Origin of the sequence: Meiothermus cerbereus (assembly GCF_051297115.1) — a bacterium.
Taxonomy (GTDB): Bacteria; Deinococcota; Deinococci; order Deinococcales; family Thermaceae; genus Meiothermus; species Meiothermus cerbereus_A.
Map to the genome: position 1 here is coordinate 1 of NZ_JBEVAL010000033.1, position 16,085 is coordinate 16,085.

Annotated in this window: 13 protein-coding genes and 1 pseudogene; 5 read left to right on the forward strand and 9 right to left on the reverse strand. The window is 62.1% G+C overall.

Features of this window, described 5'->3' with window-relative positions; translation table 11 throughout:
• Nucleotides 1-73 precede the first annotated feature (73 nt).
• A pseudogene (locus tag ABWU19_RS08460) lies at nucleotides 74-1,006 on the forward strand (HD-GYP domain-containing protein); the annotation flags it as partial.
• A 200-nt stretch (nucleotides 1,007-1,206) separates the two neighbouring features.
• Nucleotides 1,207-2,307 carry a type IV pilus twitching motility protein PilT gene (locus ABWU19_RS08465; protein ID WP_435901271.1) on the forward strand — a complete coding sequence of 367 codons (1,101 nt, stop codon included), beginning with the start codon at nucleotides 1,207-1,209 and terminating at the stop codon, nucleotides 2,305-2,307.
• A 137-nt stretch (nucleotides 2,308-2,444) separates the two neighbouring features.
• Here the strand turns inward: ABWU19_RS08465 and ABWU19_RS08470 are convergent, their stop codons facing one another.
• From ABWU19_RS08470 to ABWU19_RS08490, 5 genes are all read right to left on the reverse strand, one after another.
• Nucleotides 2,445-4,370 (reverse strand): AMP-binding protein, encoded by a 1,926-nt coding sequence (locus ABWU19_RS08470; RefSeq protein ID WP_435901272.1) that lies wholly within the window; start codon nucleotides 4,368-4,370, stop codon nucleotides 2,445-2,447.
• Nucleotides 4,371-4,700: 330 nt separating this feature from the next.
• The gene (locus tag ABWU19_RS08475) at nucleotides 4,701-5,564 is read right to left on the reverse strand and encodes a serine/threonine-protein kinase (RefSeq protein WP_435901273.1); all 864 of its coding nucleotides are present in this window, start codon (nucleotides 5,562-5,564) and stop codon (nucleotides 4,701-4,703) included.
• A gap of 31 nt (nucleotides 5,565-5,595) precedes the next feature.
• Entirely contained in the window at nucleotides 5,596-6,273 is a 678-nt protein-coding gene (locus ABWU19_RS08480; RefSeq protein ID WP_435901274.1) for a metal-dependent hydrolase, read from the reverse strand.
• 85 nt (nucleotides 6,274-6,358) lie between these two features.
• A complete protein-coding gene (locus ABWU19_RS08485) occupies nucleotides 6,359-6,790 on the reverse strand; it encodes a DUF3809 family protein (RefSeq protein ID WP_435901275.1) in 432 nt (143 codons plus the stop codon).
• Nucleotides 6,790-6,993, reverse strand: coding sequence for a DUF3248 domain-containing protein (locus tag ABWU19_RS08490; protein ID WP_314133604.1), 204 nt, complete (start codon nucleotides 6,991-6,993; stop codon nucleotides 6,790-6,792). Before ABWU19_RS08490 ends, ABWU19_RS08485 begins: the two co-directional genes overlap by 1 nt.
• A 67-nt stretch (nucleotides 6,994-7,060) precedes the next feature.
• Here ABWU19_RS08490 and ABWU19_RS08495 point away from each other — a divergent pair, with 67 nt between their 5' ends.
• The 3 genes from ABWU19_RS08495 to ABWU19_RS08505 all read left to right on the forward strand — a co-directional run bounded on the left by ABWU19_RS08495 (nucleotide 7,061) and on the right by ABWU19_RS08505 (nucleotide 9,718).
• Nucleotides 7,061-7,771: an NTP transferase domain-containing protein gene (locus ABWU19_RS08495; protein ID WP_435901276.1), complete on the forward strand. Its 711-nt coding sequence runs from the start codon at nucleotides 7,061-7,063 to the stop codon at nucleotides 7,769-7,771.
• A gap of 170 nt (nucleotides 7,772-7,941) precedes the next feature.
• Nucleotides 7,942-8,481 (forward strand): hypothetical protein, encoded by a 540-nt coding sequence (locus tag ABWU19_RS08500; RefSeq protein ID WP_435901277.1) that lies wholly within the window; start codon nucleotides 7,942-7,944, stop codon nucleotides 8,479-8,481.
• Nucleotides 8,482-8,611: 130 nt separating this feature from the next.
• Nucleotides 8,612-9,718, forward strand: coding sequence for a type IV pilus twitching motility protein PilT (locus ABWU19_RS08505; RefSeq protein WP_435901278.1), 1,107 nt, complete (start codon nucleotides 8,612-8,614; stop codon nucleotides 9,716-9,718).
• Nucleotides 9,719-9,937: 219 nt separating this feature from the next.
• Here the strand turns inward: ABWU19_RS08505 and ABWU19_RS08510 are convergent, their stop codons facing one another.
• The 4 genes from ABWU19_RS08510 to ABWU19_RS08525 form a co-directional block, all read right to left on the reverse strand.
• Nucleotides 9,938-11,965 carry a M3 family metallopeptidase gene (locus ABWU19_RS08510; protein ID WP_435901279.1) on the reverse strand — a complete coding sequence of 676 codons (2,028 nt, stop codon included), beginning with the start codon at nucleotides 11,963-11,965 and terminating at the stop codon, nucleotides 9,938-9,940.
• A gap of 45 nt (nucleotides 11,966-12,010) precedes the next feature.
• Nucleotides 12,011-13,108, reverse strand: a complete 1,098-nt coding sequence (locus ABWU19_RS08515) for a DegT/DnrJ/EryC1/StrS family aminotransferase (RefSeq protein ID WP_435901280.1) — start codon at nucleotides 13,106-13,108, stop codon at nucleotides 12,011-12,013.
• Between the two features lie 228 nt (nucleotides 13,109-13,336).
• Nucleotides 13,337-14,470 (reverse strand): LptF/LptG family permease, encoded by a 1,134-nt coding sequence (locus ABWU19_RS08520; protein WP_435901281.1) that lies wholly within the window; start codon nucleotides 14,468-14,470, stop codon nucleotides 13,337-13,339.
• Entirely contained in the window at nucleotides 14,467-16,050 is a 1,584-nt protein-coding gene (locus tag ABWU19_RS08525; RefSeq protein ID WP_435901282.1) for a hypothetical protein, read from the reverse strand. The genes ABWU19_RS08520 and ABWU19_RS08525 overlap by 4 nt, the downstream gene beginning before the upstream one ends.
• Between the last annotated feature and the right edge of the window lie 35 nt (nucleotides 16,051-16,085).

Below are 16,085 nucleotides of genomic sequence, written 5' to 3' on the forward strand. Positions count from 1 at the left end.
CGGGTAATCTCGCATAACTCACCCCCGTCCCTTATTTTCCACTGGGTGTCAAGTCCTTTTCCGAATTGGCGTCCGTGGTTTCCATTCACCTCCCACGGAGTTGCACCGCCTTAGGGTTCCACTGGGGCAGGGGCACGCGGGCCGGGCCGCCCTGGAGCGGAGGCCGGTGGTGGTAGACGACCTTACCCGCGACCCTGGCTTCGACCCCGAGTTCACCCTGCGCGAGGGCTTTCTGGCCATGCGGGCCTGGCCCCTGCTGGCCAAGGGGGAGCTGCTGGGGGTGCTGATGGCCTTCACCCGCGGCCCCTGGGAGCTCTCGCTCGAGGATGAAGAGTTTTTGCAGGCCATGGTCACCCAGGGGGCCATCGCTATCGAGAACAGCCAGCTCTTTGAGGATTTGCAACGGGCCAAGCTCGAGCTGGAAGTGGCCTACGACCTGACCCTTATGGGCTGGGCCCAGGCGGTGGAGCTGCGCGACCAGGAGACCGCCGGGCACACCCAGCGCGTTACCGAACTGACGGTGAAGCTTGCCCGCAAGCTGGGGCTACCGGAAGAGGATATCGAACATCTGCGGCGCGGGGCCATCCTGCACGATGTGGGCAAGCTGGGGGTGCCCGATGCCGTGCTGCTTAAGCCCGGCCAGCTCAACGAGGAGGAGTGGGCGCTCATGCGCAAGCACCCCACCCTGGCCTATCAGTGGCTCTCGGGCATTCCCTTCCTGCGCAAGGCCCTGGCCATCCCCCATGCCCACCACGAGCGCTGGGATGGCACGGGCTACCCGCGGGGGCTCCAGGGCGAGGCCATCCCCCTCGAGGCCCGTATCTTTGCGGTGATTGACGTTTACGATGCCCTCACCTCCGACCGGCCCTACCGCCAGGCCTGGCCCAGGGAAAAAGCCCTGGATTACATCCGCGAGCAAAGCGGGAAGCAGTTTGACCCCCGGGTGGTGGAGGCTTTTCTCGAGCTCATCTACCAAGATTTGCACTCCGCCGAGCCCCCTGGTTAAGCGTTGTGGCTTGTTCATTTAATGGGGATGAGGCCGGGCAGGTATTCTATACTCATGGGCGTGGGTTTCAGATGTACACCGACCGTGCGGCCAGGCCGGTATGGATACCAGGCACTCATCGCAATAGCGGCTGGGTCGCGGTGGTTGGTGGACTCGAGCACAGCCCACCACGTCAAGTGTGGACACAAGGGAGCCTTCTGATGAGTACCACCCAAACCCCCTCTCCCATCGCTGAAATGCTGCACAGCATGGTGCAGGCTCGAGCCTCCGATATTCACCTACAGGCCGGTGCGCCTCCCACCGTTCGTATAGATGGCAAACTCAAGCCATTTGGCAACAAGGTTCTCTCGCCGAGCGACATCGAGGCCATTGTTCGAAGCCTGCTCAACCCCGTGCAGCTCGAGGAGCTCGAGTACAAAAAAGAGATGGATTTTGCCTACACCGTGCCGGGTCTGGCGCGGTTTCGCTGCAACCTGCTGCACCAGCGCGGCAGCTTTGGGCTGGTGATGCGGGTGGTGGCCGAAACCATCCCCAGCTTCGAGGCCCTGGGGCTACCCCGCCCGGTGATGGAAGAGCTGGCCTGCAAGGAACGTGGCCTGGTGCTGGTGACCGGCCCCACCGGCTCGGGTAAGTCCACCACCCTGGCCGCCCTGATTGACCACATCAACCTGCACTACCCCAAAAACATCGTCACCATCGAAGACCCCATCGAGTTTTTGCACAAGCACAAGAAAAGCCTGGTGGTGCAGCGTGAGGTGGGGGTAGACACCGACTCGTTTAGCTCGGGCCTCAAGTACGCCATGCGGCAAGACCCGGACGTGATTCTGATTGGCGAGATGCGCGACCGTGAAACGGTGGAAGCGGCCATTATGGCAGCCCAGACCGGCCATCTGGTTTTTTCCACCCTGCATACCCTGGATGCGGCGCGCACCATCAACCGCATCATCGACTTCTTCCCCCTGCACGAACACCTGCAAATTCGCATCCTGCTGGCCGAGTCGCTCCTGGGCATCATCTCGCAACGCCTGCTGCCGCGCGCCGACGGCCACGGCCGTGTGCTGGCCCTGGAAATTCTGCTGGCCACCCCCTTTGTGCGCGACCTCATCAAGGATGAGAACAAGACCCCACAAATAAAGGACGCCATGCTACAGGACAACCTGCGGGGCATGCAAACCTTCGACCAGCACCTGGTCGAGCTTTACAACCAGGGATACATCAGCCTCGAGGACGCCGAGGGTTCGGCCACCAGCCCACACGAACTCCGGCTCATGCTGACTAAGGCCACCGGACGGTCTTTTTAGTCGGCATAATCCTCGAACCTCTCATATGAACCCCACCTGAAGCTTTCTGTTTAGGGCAGGCTAAAGCCAACCGGATGCCAGGGCAGCTCCTGGCGCAGCTTCAGGTGGAGCCCCAGCAGAGAGCATGAGGGGACTTGCTACCTGGCCATCTGTTGAATGGCCTCAACCGCCTGGGGGTTCTCGAGGGCCGACAGGTCGCCAGGGCTCTGGCCCAGAAAAGCCGCGCGGATCACCCGGCGCATCACCTTGGCGTTGCGGGTTTTGGGCAGGTCGGGCACGAACAGTATGCGTTCGGGTTTGAGGGCCTTGCCCAGGCGGTGGGCGATGGTCTCGCCGATGGCCTGCTCGAGGTCGGGGCTGGGGGCCTGCCCGCTTCGCAAGACCACAAACACCACTGCGGCCTCGCCCTTTACCGGGTGGGGAATGCCGATGGCCGCGGCTTCTTTTACGGCGGGGTGCTCCACCGCGGCGCTTTCGTACTCGGCAGGCCCTACCCGTTTGCCGGCAATCTTGAGGGTGTCGTCGCTGCGGCCCTGGATGACCCAGTGGCCTTCCCGATCCAAAATGGCCCAGTCGCCGTGTACCCAGATGTTTTCGAAGCGGCTCCAGTAGGCCTCCAGGTAGCGCTCGGGGGCTTTCCAGAAACCTTTGGTCTGGCCCGGCCAGGGGGCCAGCACGGCCAGCTCACCCACCTCGTCCCGTACCGGCTGGCCCGTGCTGTCGAGTACCTCGGCGTGCATGCCCGGTACGGCGGTGTTGAAGCCCATGGGCTTGATGGGCCGCCAGGCCGTACAGCCCAGGATGCCGCCGCCGATCTCGGTGCCGCCCGAGTAGTTGATGATGGGGATACGGCCCTGGCCCACGGTTTTGAAGAACCAGAGGTAGGGTTCCAGGTTCCACGGCTCGCCGGTGGAGCCCAGCATACGCAGGCTGGATAGGTCGTGCCTGCGAACAAATTCGTCCCCCAGGGGCATCAAAGCCCGCACCAGGGTAGGGGAGAGGCCCAGGTGGGTAACCCGGTGCCGCTCGCAGATGGCCCACAGCCGACCTGCATCGGGGTAGTCGGGGGCCCCTTCATAGAGCAGCACCGTACCGCCAATGGTCAGGCTGCCCAGAATCGCCCACGGCCCCATCATCCAGCCCATATCGGTAAACCAGAACAAGGTTTCGTGTGGGCGCAGATCAAACAGGTGGGCCATATCCTGTGCAGCTTTGATGGGAAAGCCGGCGTGGTAGTGCACGGTGCCCTTGGGTTTGCCGGTGGTGCCGGAGGTGTAGATCAGCATGAAGGGATCCATGCTGTCCATGGGTTCGTAAGGTGCGGCTTTTGGCTGGGCAGGAACGATCTGATCCCAGGCCAGCTCGTTTTGGGCCAGGGCCACGTCCCCAAAGCGGCGCACCACCAGGAGCTTCTCGACGCTGGGCGAAAGGGCGGCTGCGCTGCGGGCGTTGTCCAGCAGGCCCACCCGACCACCCCGGCGGTAAAAGCCATCGGCGGTGATGAGCAGTCTGGCCTCGGCGTCCTGCAGCCGGGTAGCGGCGGCCTCGGCGGCGTAGCCCGAGAAGATGGGAACGATAATTGCCCCGACCTGGGCCACCGCCAAAGCGCTAATGGCGGTCTCAGGTAGCATGGGCAAGAAAAGGCCCACCCGGTCGCCTTTCTGCAACCCCAACGACTTAAGCGCGTGGGCAGCCTGGGCCACGGCGGCCTCGAGCTCGCCATAGCTTAGCCGTACCACTGCCCCGTCCTCACCTTCCCACAAAAGGGCAGGGTCGGCTGGCCGGGTTCTGGCATGGTGCAGGGCGTTGTGGGCTAAATTAAGCTGCCCCCCCACAAACCACCGGGGCCACTGTGGGCCCTGGGCGATGTCCAGCACCTGCTGATAGGGGCTAAACCACTCAATGCCCAAAAGCTTTAGGGTGGCTTCCCAAAAAGCCTCGGGCTTCTGGATGCTAAAGTCGTAAAGCGCTTCATAGCTACCCAGGTTCAGGTGCTTGAGCAGGGCTTCAATATGGCTGCCGTGTTTGTACGCGTCGGAAGGAAACCAGATGGGTTCGCTCATAACGGGCCTCACTTTGCTTGCCTATAGTTTATCGGCAGAAACTCTATCGCACCCTTCACAGACCTTGCCTCCCATCCGGGAGGCAACTGTGCTGTGCAGGACAAAGCAATCGAGTTTTGAGCGGCTCAATTATTGTGAAGAGCGCTCTGATGCGCCCCCCAACACCCTGAAAGCATTTTGTGCGGATTTGTTGGGAAGCGTTCTTGATGGGTGCTTTTCGTTGAGGCCCCCACCTGCAGCAAGGCGGTTTTGACCTGAACAAAATTGCGCTGAGCAGCACAGCGCGCATTTGAGAGACACCGCTCACACGGGTTTTGTGGGCGGCGGCTTCTAGCGCTTGCGAAACAAGCCAAACAGCCCCTTGCCCCTGGGAGGCTTCTCTTCTGGGGTGCTTTTGCTGGGGGCGGCCCCGGTCTGGGTGTTGCCCTGCACGGCCTGGAGAAAGGCTTTGGGGGTGGCCCGGAGGGCAGGGTCTTTGGCCAGGAGGTTGCGTACAATCCGGTCGAGGTGGGGTGGAAGGTTGGTGGGGGGGGGCAAGCGGTGCAGGTGGGCGTGGGAGATTTCTTCCAGGGTTTCGCCCACAAAGGGCCGCTTGCCAACCAGCAGCTCAAAGGCCATTACCCCAAACGAATAGGCGTCCGAAGCGGGGGTGGCTGGTTCCCCCAGAAATAGCTCGGGGGCCATGTAGAAGGGGCTTCCGGCCCGCTCCAGGGGTTTGGGGTTTTCGCGGGTCTTGGCTACACCAAAGTCGCCGAGTTTGAAAAGCCTGCCAGCGATAAAAATGTTGGACGGTTTGACGTCCTGGTGGACGATGCCGCGGTCGTGGAGGTAAATGAGCGCATGGGCAATTTGACACAAGCACTCGAGGGCTTCTTCGCGGCTAAGGGGGCCTTTTTTGAGCCTGTCCTCGAGGGTGCCTTCCTCGAAGTACTCCAGCGCCAGAAAGGCCCCTTCCCCCTCAGGGCGGCCCGAAAGCCCCCGCACCAGGTTGGCGTGGTTCAGCGTAAGCGACAGGGCAACCTCCTGGGCAAAACGCTCGGTGAGGGCCCGGTCGGTGCGCACCTCGCGGCGCGGCACCTTGAGGGCCACTTTGGTGCCGTCGGGGGCATGGGCCAGATACACCTGGGACGATCGCCCCAAGCCCAGGAGCATCTCGAGCTTATAGTGTTGTCGGGTTAGTCGGCGATAGTCCATGAGGTTGTGGCTAATTGCAACAAAAGGCCTGTTACGAAAGTGTTATGTGTTCACCTGGTTGAAGGGCCTGGCCCCCCACCCCCAGCAGGCCGGCCCGCTGGACGAAGGCCGCGCCGTCTTGGGCAATGGGGGGAAAGGTGTTGTAGTGCACGGGCAAAACCTGCTTGGCGCGGGTTAGCTCGAGGGCTTTTAGCGCATCGTCTGGCCCCATGGTGAAGTGGTCGCCAATGGGCAAAATGGCCAGGTCGGGGCTGTACTGGGCGACCAGGGCCATATCGCTAAAAAGGGCGGTATCGCCAGCATTGTAAATGCGCTTGCCGCCGAGCTCGAGCACAAAGCCCTGGGCGACACCCCCATAGGTGCCATCCGGGAACGACGAAGAGTGGTGGGCTGTAAACCACTTGAGCCAGCCGCCTTTAAACTTATAGGTGCCGCCCAGGTTCATACCCACCCCCTTAGCGCCCTGCTTTTCGGCGTAGCTGACAATCTCGAAGTTGGAGATGATGGGGGCCCCGGTGCGCTGGCTGATGGCCACGCTGTCGCCGTAGTGGTCGCCGTGGGCATGGGTAAGCACAATCAGGTCGGCGGTTACCTGGTTGGCTGCCAGGGCTGCTTTGGGGTTGCCGGTAAGGAAGGGGTCTACCACGATGCGGGTGGTGCCATCGCTAATGAGCAGCGCCGAATGTCCTAGATAGCGTACCTCGAGCATAGTTCCACCTCCGACTGTTACTAGTATATGTCCGAAGCTGTGTTTGGGCCTGCTGAGCCAGCCTTGCCGGGGTTGGTGATGTGGGTCAGCCCTGGGTAAGACGCTCTAAAACCCGCTCCACATTGCGCTCGAAGGCGGCTTCGGCCAGGCGCCCCAGGGCCCGTCCGCCCCACTTTTCGCCCTGGGGCAGGGTGGCGTGGATGCGAAGGGTGAGCTGGTAGACCAGGCCTCCCTCGACCACCTCGCCGTGGCCCTCGAGCTCGGCCCAGAAGGCCGGGGGGTCGGGAAGGCGCAGGGCCTCGAGGCGAGCCGCTATGCCCTGTGGGTGAATACGGCTCTGGAAAGGAAAATGGATTTCTCCAAACAGCGGAGCCTCGGCCACCAGATAGCCCTGGAGGGTGGTATCCGTGCGGGTCAGTTCACCAAAAGGGGGCTTGCCAGCAAACACCCGCTCGGGCTGGAGCAGCCGCTCGGGGGGTTCTGTTAGCCGCAGGTTGAAAGACTTTTCCAGTACCATCAGTTGACCCACTCGATGCGTAGCTGCCCAGCCTGGGCTAGTTGCTCGATTTCCTCATCGGATACGTTGCGCAGGCGTGCAAGCTGGCCGAACTCGGGGGTGGCCGAGGCCAGCCCGACCCGTACCACCAGCACCTCCTCACCCTCGGCCTTACCAATGCGCCAGACCAGATAGTTTCCCAGCCGTTCGAGCAGGTCGTCCATGCCACTAGGGTATCGGTTGGTGGGGCCTGGGTAAAGAGAGGTGGGCAACCAAGGGTAAACTAAGCGGGTGGAAGCGATTGTGTTGGCCGGAGGCTATGCCAGCGATCCCCTGGCACAAAAGTTTGGCGTAGCCAGCAAAACCCTGGTGCCCTACCGGGGCCGTCCGCTGGTGGAGTACACCCTCGAGGCCCTGACGCAGGCCGGGCTGGAGGTAATTTTGGTGGGGCCGCCCGTGCCCCTGAGCCCTCCACCCAGGGTAGCCCTGCCCGACCAGGGCAGCCTGATTGCCAACCTCGAGGCGGGAATTAATGCCGTCGAGGGCGACAAGGTGCTGGTCGCAACCGGCGACATGCCGTTTTTGCGCCAGGAAGCTGTACGCTGGGTGCTGGAAAACGCGCCCCAGGCGGGCTTCGTTTATACCATCATTGCCAAAGCAACCATCGAGCAGCGCTTTCCTGGGATGCGCCGCACCTATGCCCGGGTCCGCGAGGGCTACTTTACCGGGGGTAATCTGGTCATCATCGACAAGAAACTCTTTTTTACAGCCCTGCCCTTGCTCAGACGGGCCCTGGAATTGCGTAAAAAACCCCTGGCGCTGGCCCGGATGATTGGTTTTGCAACCCTGCTTAAGGTGCTTTTGGGTCAGGCCGATATTGCCGGGCTCGAGGCCAGGGTCTCGCAAATTATCGGGGTTCCAGCCAGAGCGCTCATTACCCCTTATGCCGAGGTGGGCGTGGACATCGACAAAGTAGAGGATTTGCAGTGGCTCGAGCCATAAGAGTCCGCAAACACTCCGTACCACGGCCTAGGCTGTGCCGGAGGTGATGGCGCACTGGCGCAAACGCCCCTTGTGGCCTTTGCTTTAGGCCAGGTAAAAGCCTGCGAAGGAAAGTGGAACCACAGGCCGACCTGTAGACACCCCTTGGGCCGGTGTAGACTAGAAGCCAGATGCGAACCGTTCGTGACTTACGCCTGGCGGGTCTAATTGCTTATCTCGCAGCCCTGATTGCAGGGCTGGTCGTCTCGGGGCTTATACACCTGGCTTTGGGTGGGCGAGGCCGCTTTGGGTGGGAGGGCTTCAACTTTTTTGGCGTCCTCGAGGGGCTGGCTTTCTTGCTGGTTTTTACCCTCAGCCTTTTGCTCGCCAAAAAAGCGGTCAAGGTAACCACCACCACCCTGCTTTCTGCTGGTATTTTTGCCCCCACTTCGGCCCGCAAGCTGTCCAGGCCGGTGCCGGTTATCACCGCGTTGCAATCCTTCGAGGGCAATATTGCTGTTTTGCTCGAGGCCGGGCATCCGGTGGGCGTTATCGGCATCGCCGACTCGCTGGTGCCCTGGGACGAGGCCCCGGTGGTTTCTGGCGATACCGCCGCAGGTGAGCTGGGTTCGCTGTTCCGCCAGCACCCGATTGTGTTTGTGGCCGATGGCGATACTGTGCACGGCATGATTACGCGCGAGCGCTACTTCAAATACCTGGGTGCCAAGTAGAGCTGTGTGCTGCAGGCGCAAAACATTGGTCGGTGGGTGCTGCGCCAGCAAACTTCAAAAGCTTTGGTTGGGCATATAAACATACCCGGCCCTGGACCTGGCGTATCCTAATTGGCAACTGGAGAGGCCTATGAGTAAAGCACCTGATATTGTAGACCTGCTTAACCTGGCGGTAGAACGAAGCGCCTCGGACCTGGTAATCACGGTGGGTCTTCCGCCGATGGTCAAGGTGGACGGCGAGTTTCACTCTACCGAATTTGAACCCCTGACCCCCCAGGAAACCCGGCGCCTGACCTATGCCCTGATGGATGAAAAGCAGCAGCGGGTTTTTGAGGAAGAAAAAGAGCTCGACTTCTCCTTTAGCCTGCCGGGCAAAGGCCGCTTCCGTGTCAACATCTTTTTGCAACGCGGCAGCGTGGGCGGGGTGTTGCGGGTGGTGCCTTCCAGCATCAAAAGTTTCGAGGAGCTGGGCCTGCCCAAAGGCGTGGCCGATATTGCCCTAAGCCCGCGGGGCCTGGTGCTGGTGACCGGGCCTACCGGCTCGGGCAAGTCCACCACCCTGGCCTCGATGATTGACTACATCAATCAGGAGAAGCGCTGCCACATCGTGACCATCGAGGACCCCATCGAGTTTTTCCACCGCCACAAGCGTTCTATCATCAACCAGCGCGAAATCGGCTCCGATACCCACGGTTTCAGCAAAGCCCTGCGCTCGGCGCTGCGCCAGGCCCCCGACGTGATTCTGGTAGGGGAGATGCGCGATTACGAAACCATTGCAGCAGCCATTACTGCTGCCGAGACCGGCCACCTGGTCATGGGCACCCTGCATACCAACAGCGCCCCCGAGACCATTGACCGCATCATCGACGTGTTTCCGGAGTCGCAGCAAGAACAGGTACGGGTACAGCTTTCCAACAACTTAGTAGCGGTGCTGACCCAGCAGCTTCTACCCAAGGCCTTTGGCGGTGGGCGGGTGCTGGCCTATGAGCTGATGATTGCAACCCCGGCCGTGCGGGCGCTCATCCGCGAAGGCAAGAGCCACCAGCTGATCAACGTGATTCAAACGGGTGGTCAGCTCGGCATGCTTACCATGGACGCTCACCTGGCCGACTTGTACAAGCGCAAGCTGATTACCTACGAAATGGGGATGTCGCGCGCGGTAGACCCCAAGGAGTTTGCCCGCCTGGCCGGTGTGGGCACCTCCGCTCCGCAGGCCACAGGCGCACGCCGACCGTAGATACTGGCATCCATCACAGGGTGTTTCCTTCACCTGGCTCAGGCTCACCACATCAAGGGAACAACCCAGCGAGACTTCATATCACATGCCGGAGCGCATGAAGCGGCTCGCCGGGGCCTCCACCCTGACTCCGCCAGGATGGGGCACACACCAAGCGTTTTGGCGCAATTCACCCAGTCCAACGGTTTTGGTTGGACTGGGTATTCAGGGGTGCCGCAGCTAGTCCAGCAGCCCCGAGCGGGCCAGCAAGGCCTTGGGGTCGGGGTCGCGCCCCAGGAAGCGGCGGAAGAGTTCGGCTGGATCGGCTGCGTTGCCCTTGCTCAGGATGTGGGCAATGAAGTCTTCGCCGGTCTGGCGGTTGAAGATGCCTTCGGCCTTGAAGCGAGAGAAGGCGTCGGCGTCGAGCACCTCCGACCACTTGTAGGAGTAGTAGCCGGCAGCGTAGCCCACCGGATGACCGAATAGATGAGCAAAACCAGCTACGAAGGCGAAGTCCTGGGGAAGCGGGGCGGGCATGAAGGGTTGCATGACCTGCCGGGCGTAGGTGACGATGTCGCCATCGGTGGGGGTGTAGTGAACGTGCAGGGCCAGGTCAAGCGTACCAAAGGCCAGTTGACGCATGCCCAGGTTGGCGGCCCAGTAGTTCTTGGCCCGCAGCATTTTTTCAAAAAGCTCGTCCGGGATGGGCTCACCGCTCTGGTGGTGACGGGCGAACAGGTCCAGGGCCTGGCGTTCCCAGCACCAGTTTTCCATAATCTGGCTGGGCAGCTCCACAAAGTCGCGGGCGACCTGGGTGCCCACCAGGTTGCGAACCTCCACGCTCGAGAGCGCCAGGTGCAGCAGGTGGCCGAATTCGTGGAAGATGGTTTCGACTTCGCGGTGGGTCAGGAGGGCGGGCTGGTCGCCCACGGGTGGGGTCAGGTTGCCGCACATCAGGCCCAGGTGGGGCTCGGTGGTCTCGCCCTGGCGCACCCCGCGGATGAGCGAGTTCATCCAGGCCCCACCGCGCTTGTTCTCGCGGGGGTGCCAGTCGGTGAAGAAGCGGCAGATGCGCTGGCCCTCGCGGTAAATCTCGTAGGTTTTGACCTCGGGGTGCCAGGTGTCCACACCCTGTACTTCCCGCACCTCGAGGCCAAACACCCGCCGCGCAACCTCGAAAAGCCCGCTGAGCACCTGGGGCAGGGCAAAGTAAGGCCGCAGCTCCTCTTCGTCGAAGTGGTAGAGGGCCTTGCGCTGCTTTTCGGCATAGTAGGCGATGTCCCAGGGTTCCAGCGGGGGTGCTTGAGGGCCCTCGAGCTCCCGGCGAAAGGCCTCGAGGGCCGCCAGCTCTTTTTTGAAGTAGGGCTCGTAGGCGGCCTTCAGGTCTTGCTCGAAGCGAAGGGCCGTCTCGGCTTTGCCCGCCATGCGGTTTTCCAGCACGTAGTCGGCAAAGTTGGCATAGCCCAGGAGTGCGGCTTTCTCGCGGCGGAGGGCAAGAATTTCATCGATCAAGGGGCGGTTGTCGCGGCCCGGCTCGGTGGCGCGGCTATGGTAAGCCAGGTAGACCTGTTTGCGAATTTCGGCGTCGTCCAGGTAGGTCTGCAGGGCCAGATAGCTGGGCTGCTGCAGGGTGAAGCGGTAACCCCCCCGTCCCTTAGAGCGGGCGCTCTGGCGGGCGGCCTCGAGGGCACTCTGCGGCAGGCCCGCGACCTGGGTTTCGTCCAGGTAGAGTTCCCAGTCGGCGGTGGAGTCGGTGAGGTTCTGCTCGAACTGGGTGGTGATCTCCGAAAGCCGGGTGTTGAGGGCCTCGAGGCGGGCTTTCTTTTCGGGGGGAAGGTCGGCCCCCTGGCGGCGGAACTCGTCCAGCCGCAGCTTGAGAAAACGGGCCCAGTCGGGGCTGAGCTGCTGGGCCTCGGGGGAGGCCGCAAAGTCTTTTAGGGCCTGGTACAGCTCGGCGGAAATCTGCACCCGGGTGTAGAAGGCGGTGATGGCGGGGATGATGGCGTTGTAGGCGGCCCGTAGCTCGGGGCTCGAGACCACACTCTCGAGGTGGGCCACCAGCCCAAAGGCGTAGCCCAGCCCCTCACCCAGCCGATCCAGGGGCAGCAGGGTGTTATCAAACGTACGCGGGCCATCTACCTGCAAAATGGCCTGAAATTCGGCTTCGGCCTGGGCCAGCAGGCTCTGGATGGCTGGCTCGATGTGCTCTGGGCGGATCTGGCTAAAAGGAATATCGTAGCGGATCTGCAGTAAGGGGTTCTCCGACATAGCAGCTAAGTATAAAGGGGTCTGGGTCTACAGAATGTGCAGTATTCAGGCGCAGCTTTGCACCGCCCGCACCACCGCCTCTACCTGGGCCTCTTCCAGGAAAGGGTGCATGGGCAGGCTCAGCACCTCGCGGGCTGCCGCCTCCGCGGCGGGAAGGGAGCCTGCAGGGGCCAGCCCGCGGTAGGCGGGTTGCAGGTGTACCGGTACCGGGTAATGGATGCTGCTGCCGATGCCCTGTTGCTTCAGGTGGGCAGCCAGCCGGTCGCGCTCGGGGTGGCGGATGGTGTACTGGTGATAGACGTGCAACGCATAGGGCATCTCGCAGGGGGTTTGCACGTAGCCCTTCAGGGCCTGGGTGTAGTGTGCGGCAATCTGGCGGCGACGTGCGTTCCAGGCTTCTAGACGGGGCAGCTTGACCCGCAGGATGGCGGCCTGCATGGCGTCCAGCCTCGAGGTGTAACCAGCCGCACGCAGGTGATGATAGCGCTCCCTGGAGCCGTGGTTGGCCAGCAGGCGTGACTCCTGAGCGATGGCCTCACTATGCGTGGTAATGAAGCCCCCATCGCCATAGGCACCGAGGTTCTTGCTGGGATACAGGCTAAATCCGGCGGCGTGGCCCAGGGTGCCAGCGTGGGCCTGCTCTGGGTAATATCGCGCGCCGATGGCCTGGGCCGCATCCTCCAGCACCTGTAGCCCGTGCTTTTGCGCGAAGGCCAGAATTGCTTGCATGGGCGCGACCTGGCCGTACAGATGCACGGGCAGTATGGCCTTGCTGCGCGGCGAGAGGGCTGCCTCGAGGAGGCCGGGATTAAGGTTATAGGTCTGAGGGTCGATGTCTACCAGCACTGGCCTGGCCCCAGCGTGCTGGATGGCCTCGATGGTGGCAACGAAGGTAAAAGGCGTGGTAATGACTTCATCCCCTGGCCCAATCCCCATGGCCCGTAAGGCAATGGCCAGGGCATCGGTGCCGGAACCGCAAGAGACCACGTAAGGAACGCCTAAATAGGCGGCCAGATCGTCTTCCAGGGCAGCGACTTCGGGCCCCCCGACGAACCCGCCAGAGGTTAGAACCCGTTCTATGGCAGCGTCAATTTCCTGTTTGAGCTCGAGGTACTCCCGCTTGAGATCCAGAATCGAAATCATAGAAAAAACACCCTTGCATTAGCATAATGCACCCTTCATAAATCATCGAGCCTCTACCCAGCTTGATGGCAACGTTTGTGAAGGGTGTGGTGGTTCTTTTCGTTGGGGCCCAACAGCCTGAAAAATCAGGGCGCTTTGACGGCCTTTAACGGAAGGCTTCAGGGGGGTTCACATGACCCTCGTCCCCAGCAGAGGTGAAGCCCAGGGCTGCAATGAACCGGGTCACCGTCAACGGTAGATGCCTTTCCCCATCCACAAACCCACCGCCAGACCCAGCAGGTTCGCGCCCCAGGCCCCGACTTCGGGGGGAATCGGGCTGGAGAGCGCCATCACTTTGCCGGTGCTAAAAGCCACGTAATAGGCGATGGTGAGCACCAGGGCCAGGGCCAGCGCGGTGCCTGGGCTGGTGGCCCGACGTACCGCTACAGGCAGGGCCAGCACCATCACCATCAGGTTGGCCAGGGCCAGGGCGATGGCAGAATGCCACTGGGCTTTGGCTTCGCGCAGCTCGCGGGGTGGGGTGCGGGGGTCCTGGAGTTTACGCCACCATTCCGAAAGCGAAACCGGCACCTCGAAGCCGCCCCCGGCGTACTGGGCTTCCAGGTCTTGGCGGCTACGGGAGAGCCTTACTGAGAGTTCGGCGCCGGGCTGGCCGATGTTTTGGGCCTTGAAAACCGCCTGCAAGCCTTGCTGGGCTGCTTCCAGGCTGGCAAACTCGGGCAGGGGAAGCTGGGCAAAGTCCAGGGTGAACACCTTGTAATCCCGAAGCACGATTACCCGATCCTGTAGCCGGGCGGTTTGTGCCAGGATTACGGTCATGTTCTGGCCCTGCCAGCGCTCGAGGCGCACCTGCTGAAATTCGTCTTTGGCGGGGTCGAAGCCATCGTAGCGCAGGATGTACTCGCCCACCGAAAGCTCGCGCCCAACCAGGTTGAACTGGGGGGTGCGCTCCGGGATTAGCTCGTTCCAGTACACCACCGCGGTAGCCCGGTTGGCCCAGGGCACCACCCACTCCGAAAGGGCCAGGGAAAGGCCGCTCAAGAGCAAGCCACCCAGCAAAAACAGCCGGGCTGTGCGCAGCAGCGAGATGCCGCCGGCCTGCATCACCAGCAGTTCGTTTTCCCTAGCCAGCCGCCCGAAGGCCAGCATGACCGCCAGAAGCCCGGCGATGGGTAAAGCCTGCACGCTGGCATAAGGCACCTGCAGGGCCAGCCACTTCAGGATGCTGCCGAGCTCGGCGGTGGTCATCCACTGGGCCCTGGGCAGGATATTGCTGATGAGCCCAAAGCTCACATAAAGCACCAGCCCGAACAAAAAGACGGGCAGGGCTTCGCGCAGAATGTAACGGTCCAGGTGGGTCATCGAATTTCCAGTCCAAACACCAGTTTGCCATTGGGTACTTCGCTGGGGTCCTGGGCGATGCGGACTTCCTGGTAGCCCAGCCGCCAGATGAAGCAGCAGTCGGCATAGCGCAGCTCCAGCCCCCAGCGGCTCACCCCCTGGCGCAGGAAATCATACCCGAGCAGGGGGCTCAGGTTGAGGTCATGGGTACAGCTCAGTGGCACCGGGGTAAAGCCCACCACCAGCTCCCGGCGCTCCCAGTCGTCCCGCCCGTTGCTGAGGGTTTTGCCTACGCAATTCCAGCAGGTATTAAGTTTGGCCCAGACCTCGCCATAGCTTTGCGCGTAGCCGATGCGCAGGCTGGCCTGGGTCTGGTTTTTGAGGAAGTCGTGCTCGGTCTGAAGCTGAATTTGCTGGTACTGCAGGCTACCCGAGAGCTTTTGCGTGGCCTCGCGGCGCTCGAGCCAGAAGCGCCCGGAGGTAGACTCGATGGCCCAGGCATAGCCCAGGCGTACGCTAAAATCGGCCTGGTAGTGGCCTTCGACCTGCCCGCCGTAGGCCAGGTACTGCTGGGGCTGGTTGTAAAAGCCCAGCACCCCAAACGGCTCGAGGCGAAAGCGAAAAGGCCCCTCCTGCAACTCGAAGCGGTAGCGCAGCTCGGCGCCAGCGGCCAGGCCCTGCTCCTGGGTGGCCGGGGTTCCGTCCCGCCAGTCTTGCGCAAACCAGGCGTAAGGAATCAGGGTAAAGCCATCCAGCGCAAAAGACTGTTTGAGGCCAAAGGCAAAGCGCCCTTTTTCGCTATCGTGCGTAAAAAACACCGGGCCATCTACCACCTCGCCCCGGCTGGCCGGGCTGCTGGACTTAAGGTCGAGCTCGAGCCGGGCCCGCTTGCCTTCCTCCTGCCCCGAAAACCCCAGCCTGAGCACCGGGTCGGGGCTGCCCAGGCGCAGGCCCAGCAGGGTGATGCGGGTGCTGAACTTGCCGCTAAAGGTGTTCGAATTGGACAGGGGAAACTCGCTCAGACCCAGGTTTAAACCCTGGTCGAAGTCCAACCGCAGGGGGAAAACCACAGTACTGGCCTCTGTGCTGAGCAGGCCCAGGTTTTTGTCCAGGGGCTGGTTTACATCCAGGCGCAGCGCGTCGAAGCGGGCCAGGCCCAGCCGATAGGCCTCGAGCCGGCTGTCTTCCAGTACCACCTCACCGCTCTGGGTGTCGAAGTGTAGGCTTTGCGACAGCATCCGCAGGTCGTCGCCGCACCGGCAGGTGGTTACACGAATTCCGCGGGCTTGTAAGACCCGGTCTTTGATGAGGCTTTCTTCGGCCCAGAAGCGGTAGCGAGGGGTTTCTACCTCGATTTGCTGGGTGGTCAGCAGGCCTTCGGCCTGGTCGTAGCGCAGGCTGGGGGTTTGCAGCCGCAGGCCTTTGGTTTCCAGGCAGGCCCCATCGGTAAAGATGGCCACATCGCCGTCGAACTCGAGGTTGCCCCCACCCGCCAGCCCTTCCGGCGTCTCCAGGGTGTAGGGTTGTTCGGAGCAGGGTATGCCGAAGCTGGCCCAGGCCAGGCCGGTGAATAGCAGAACCACCACAAAAAGCAGGCGCACAGGGCAACGAGAGGGAAGGGAAAGCAGCGGCTGTT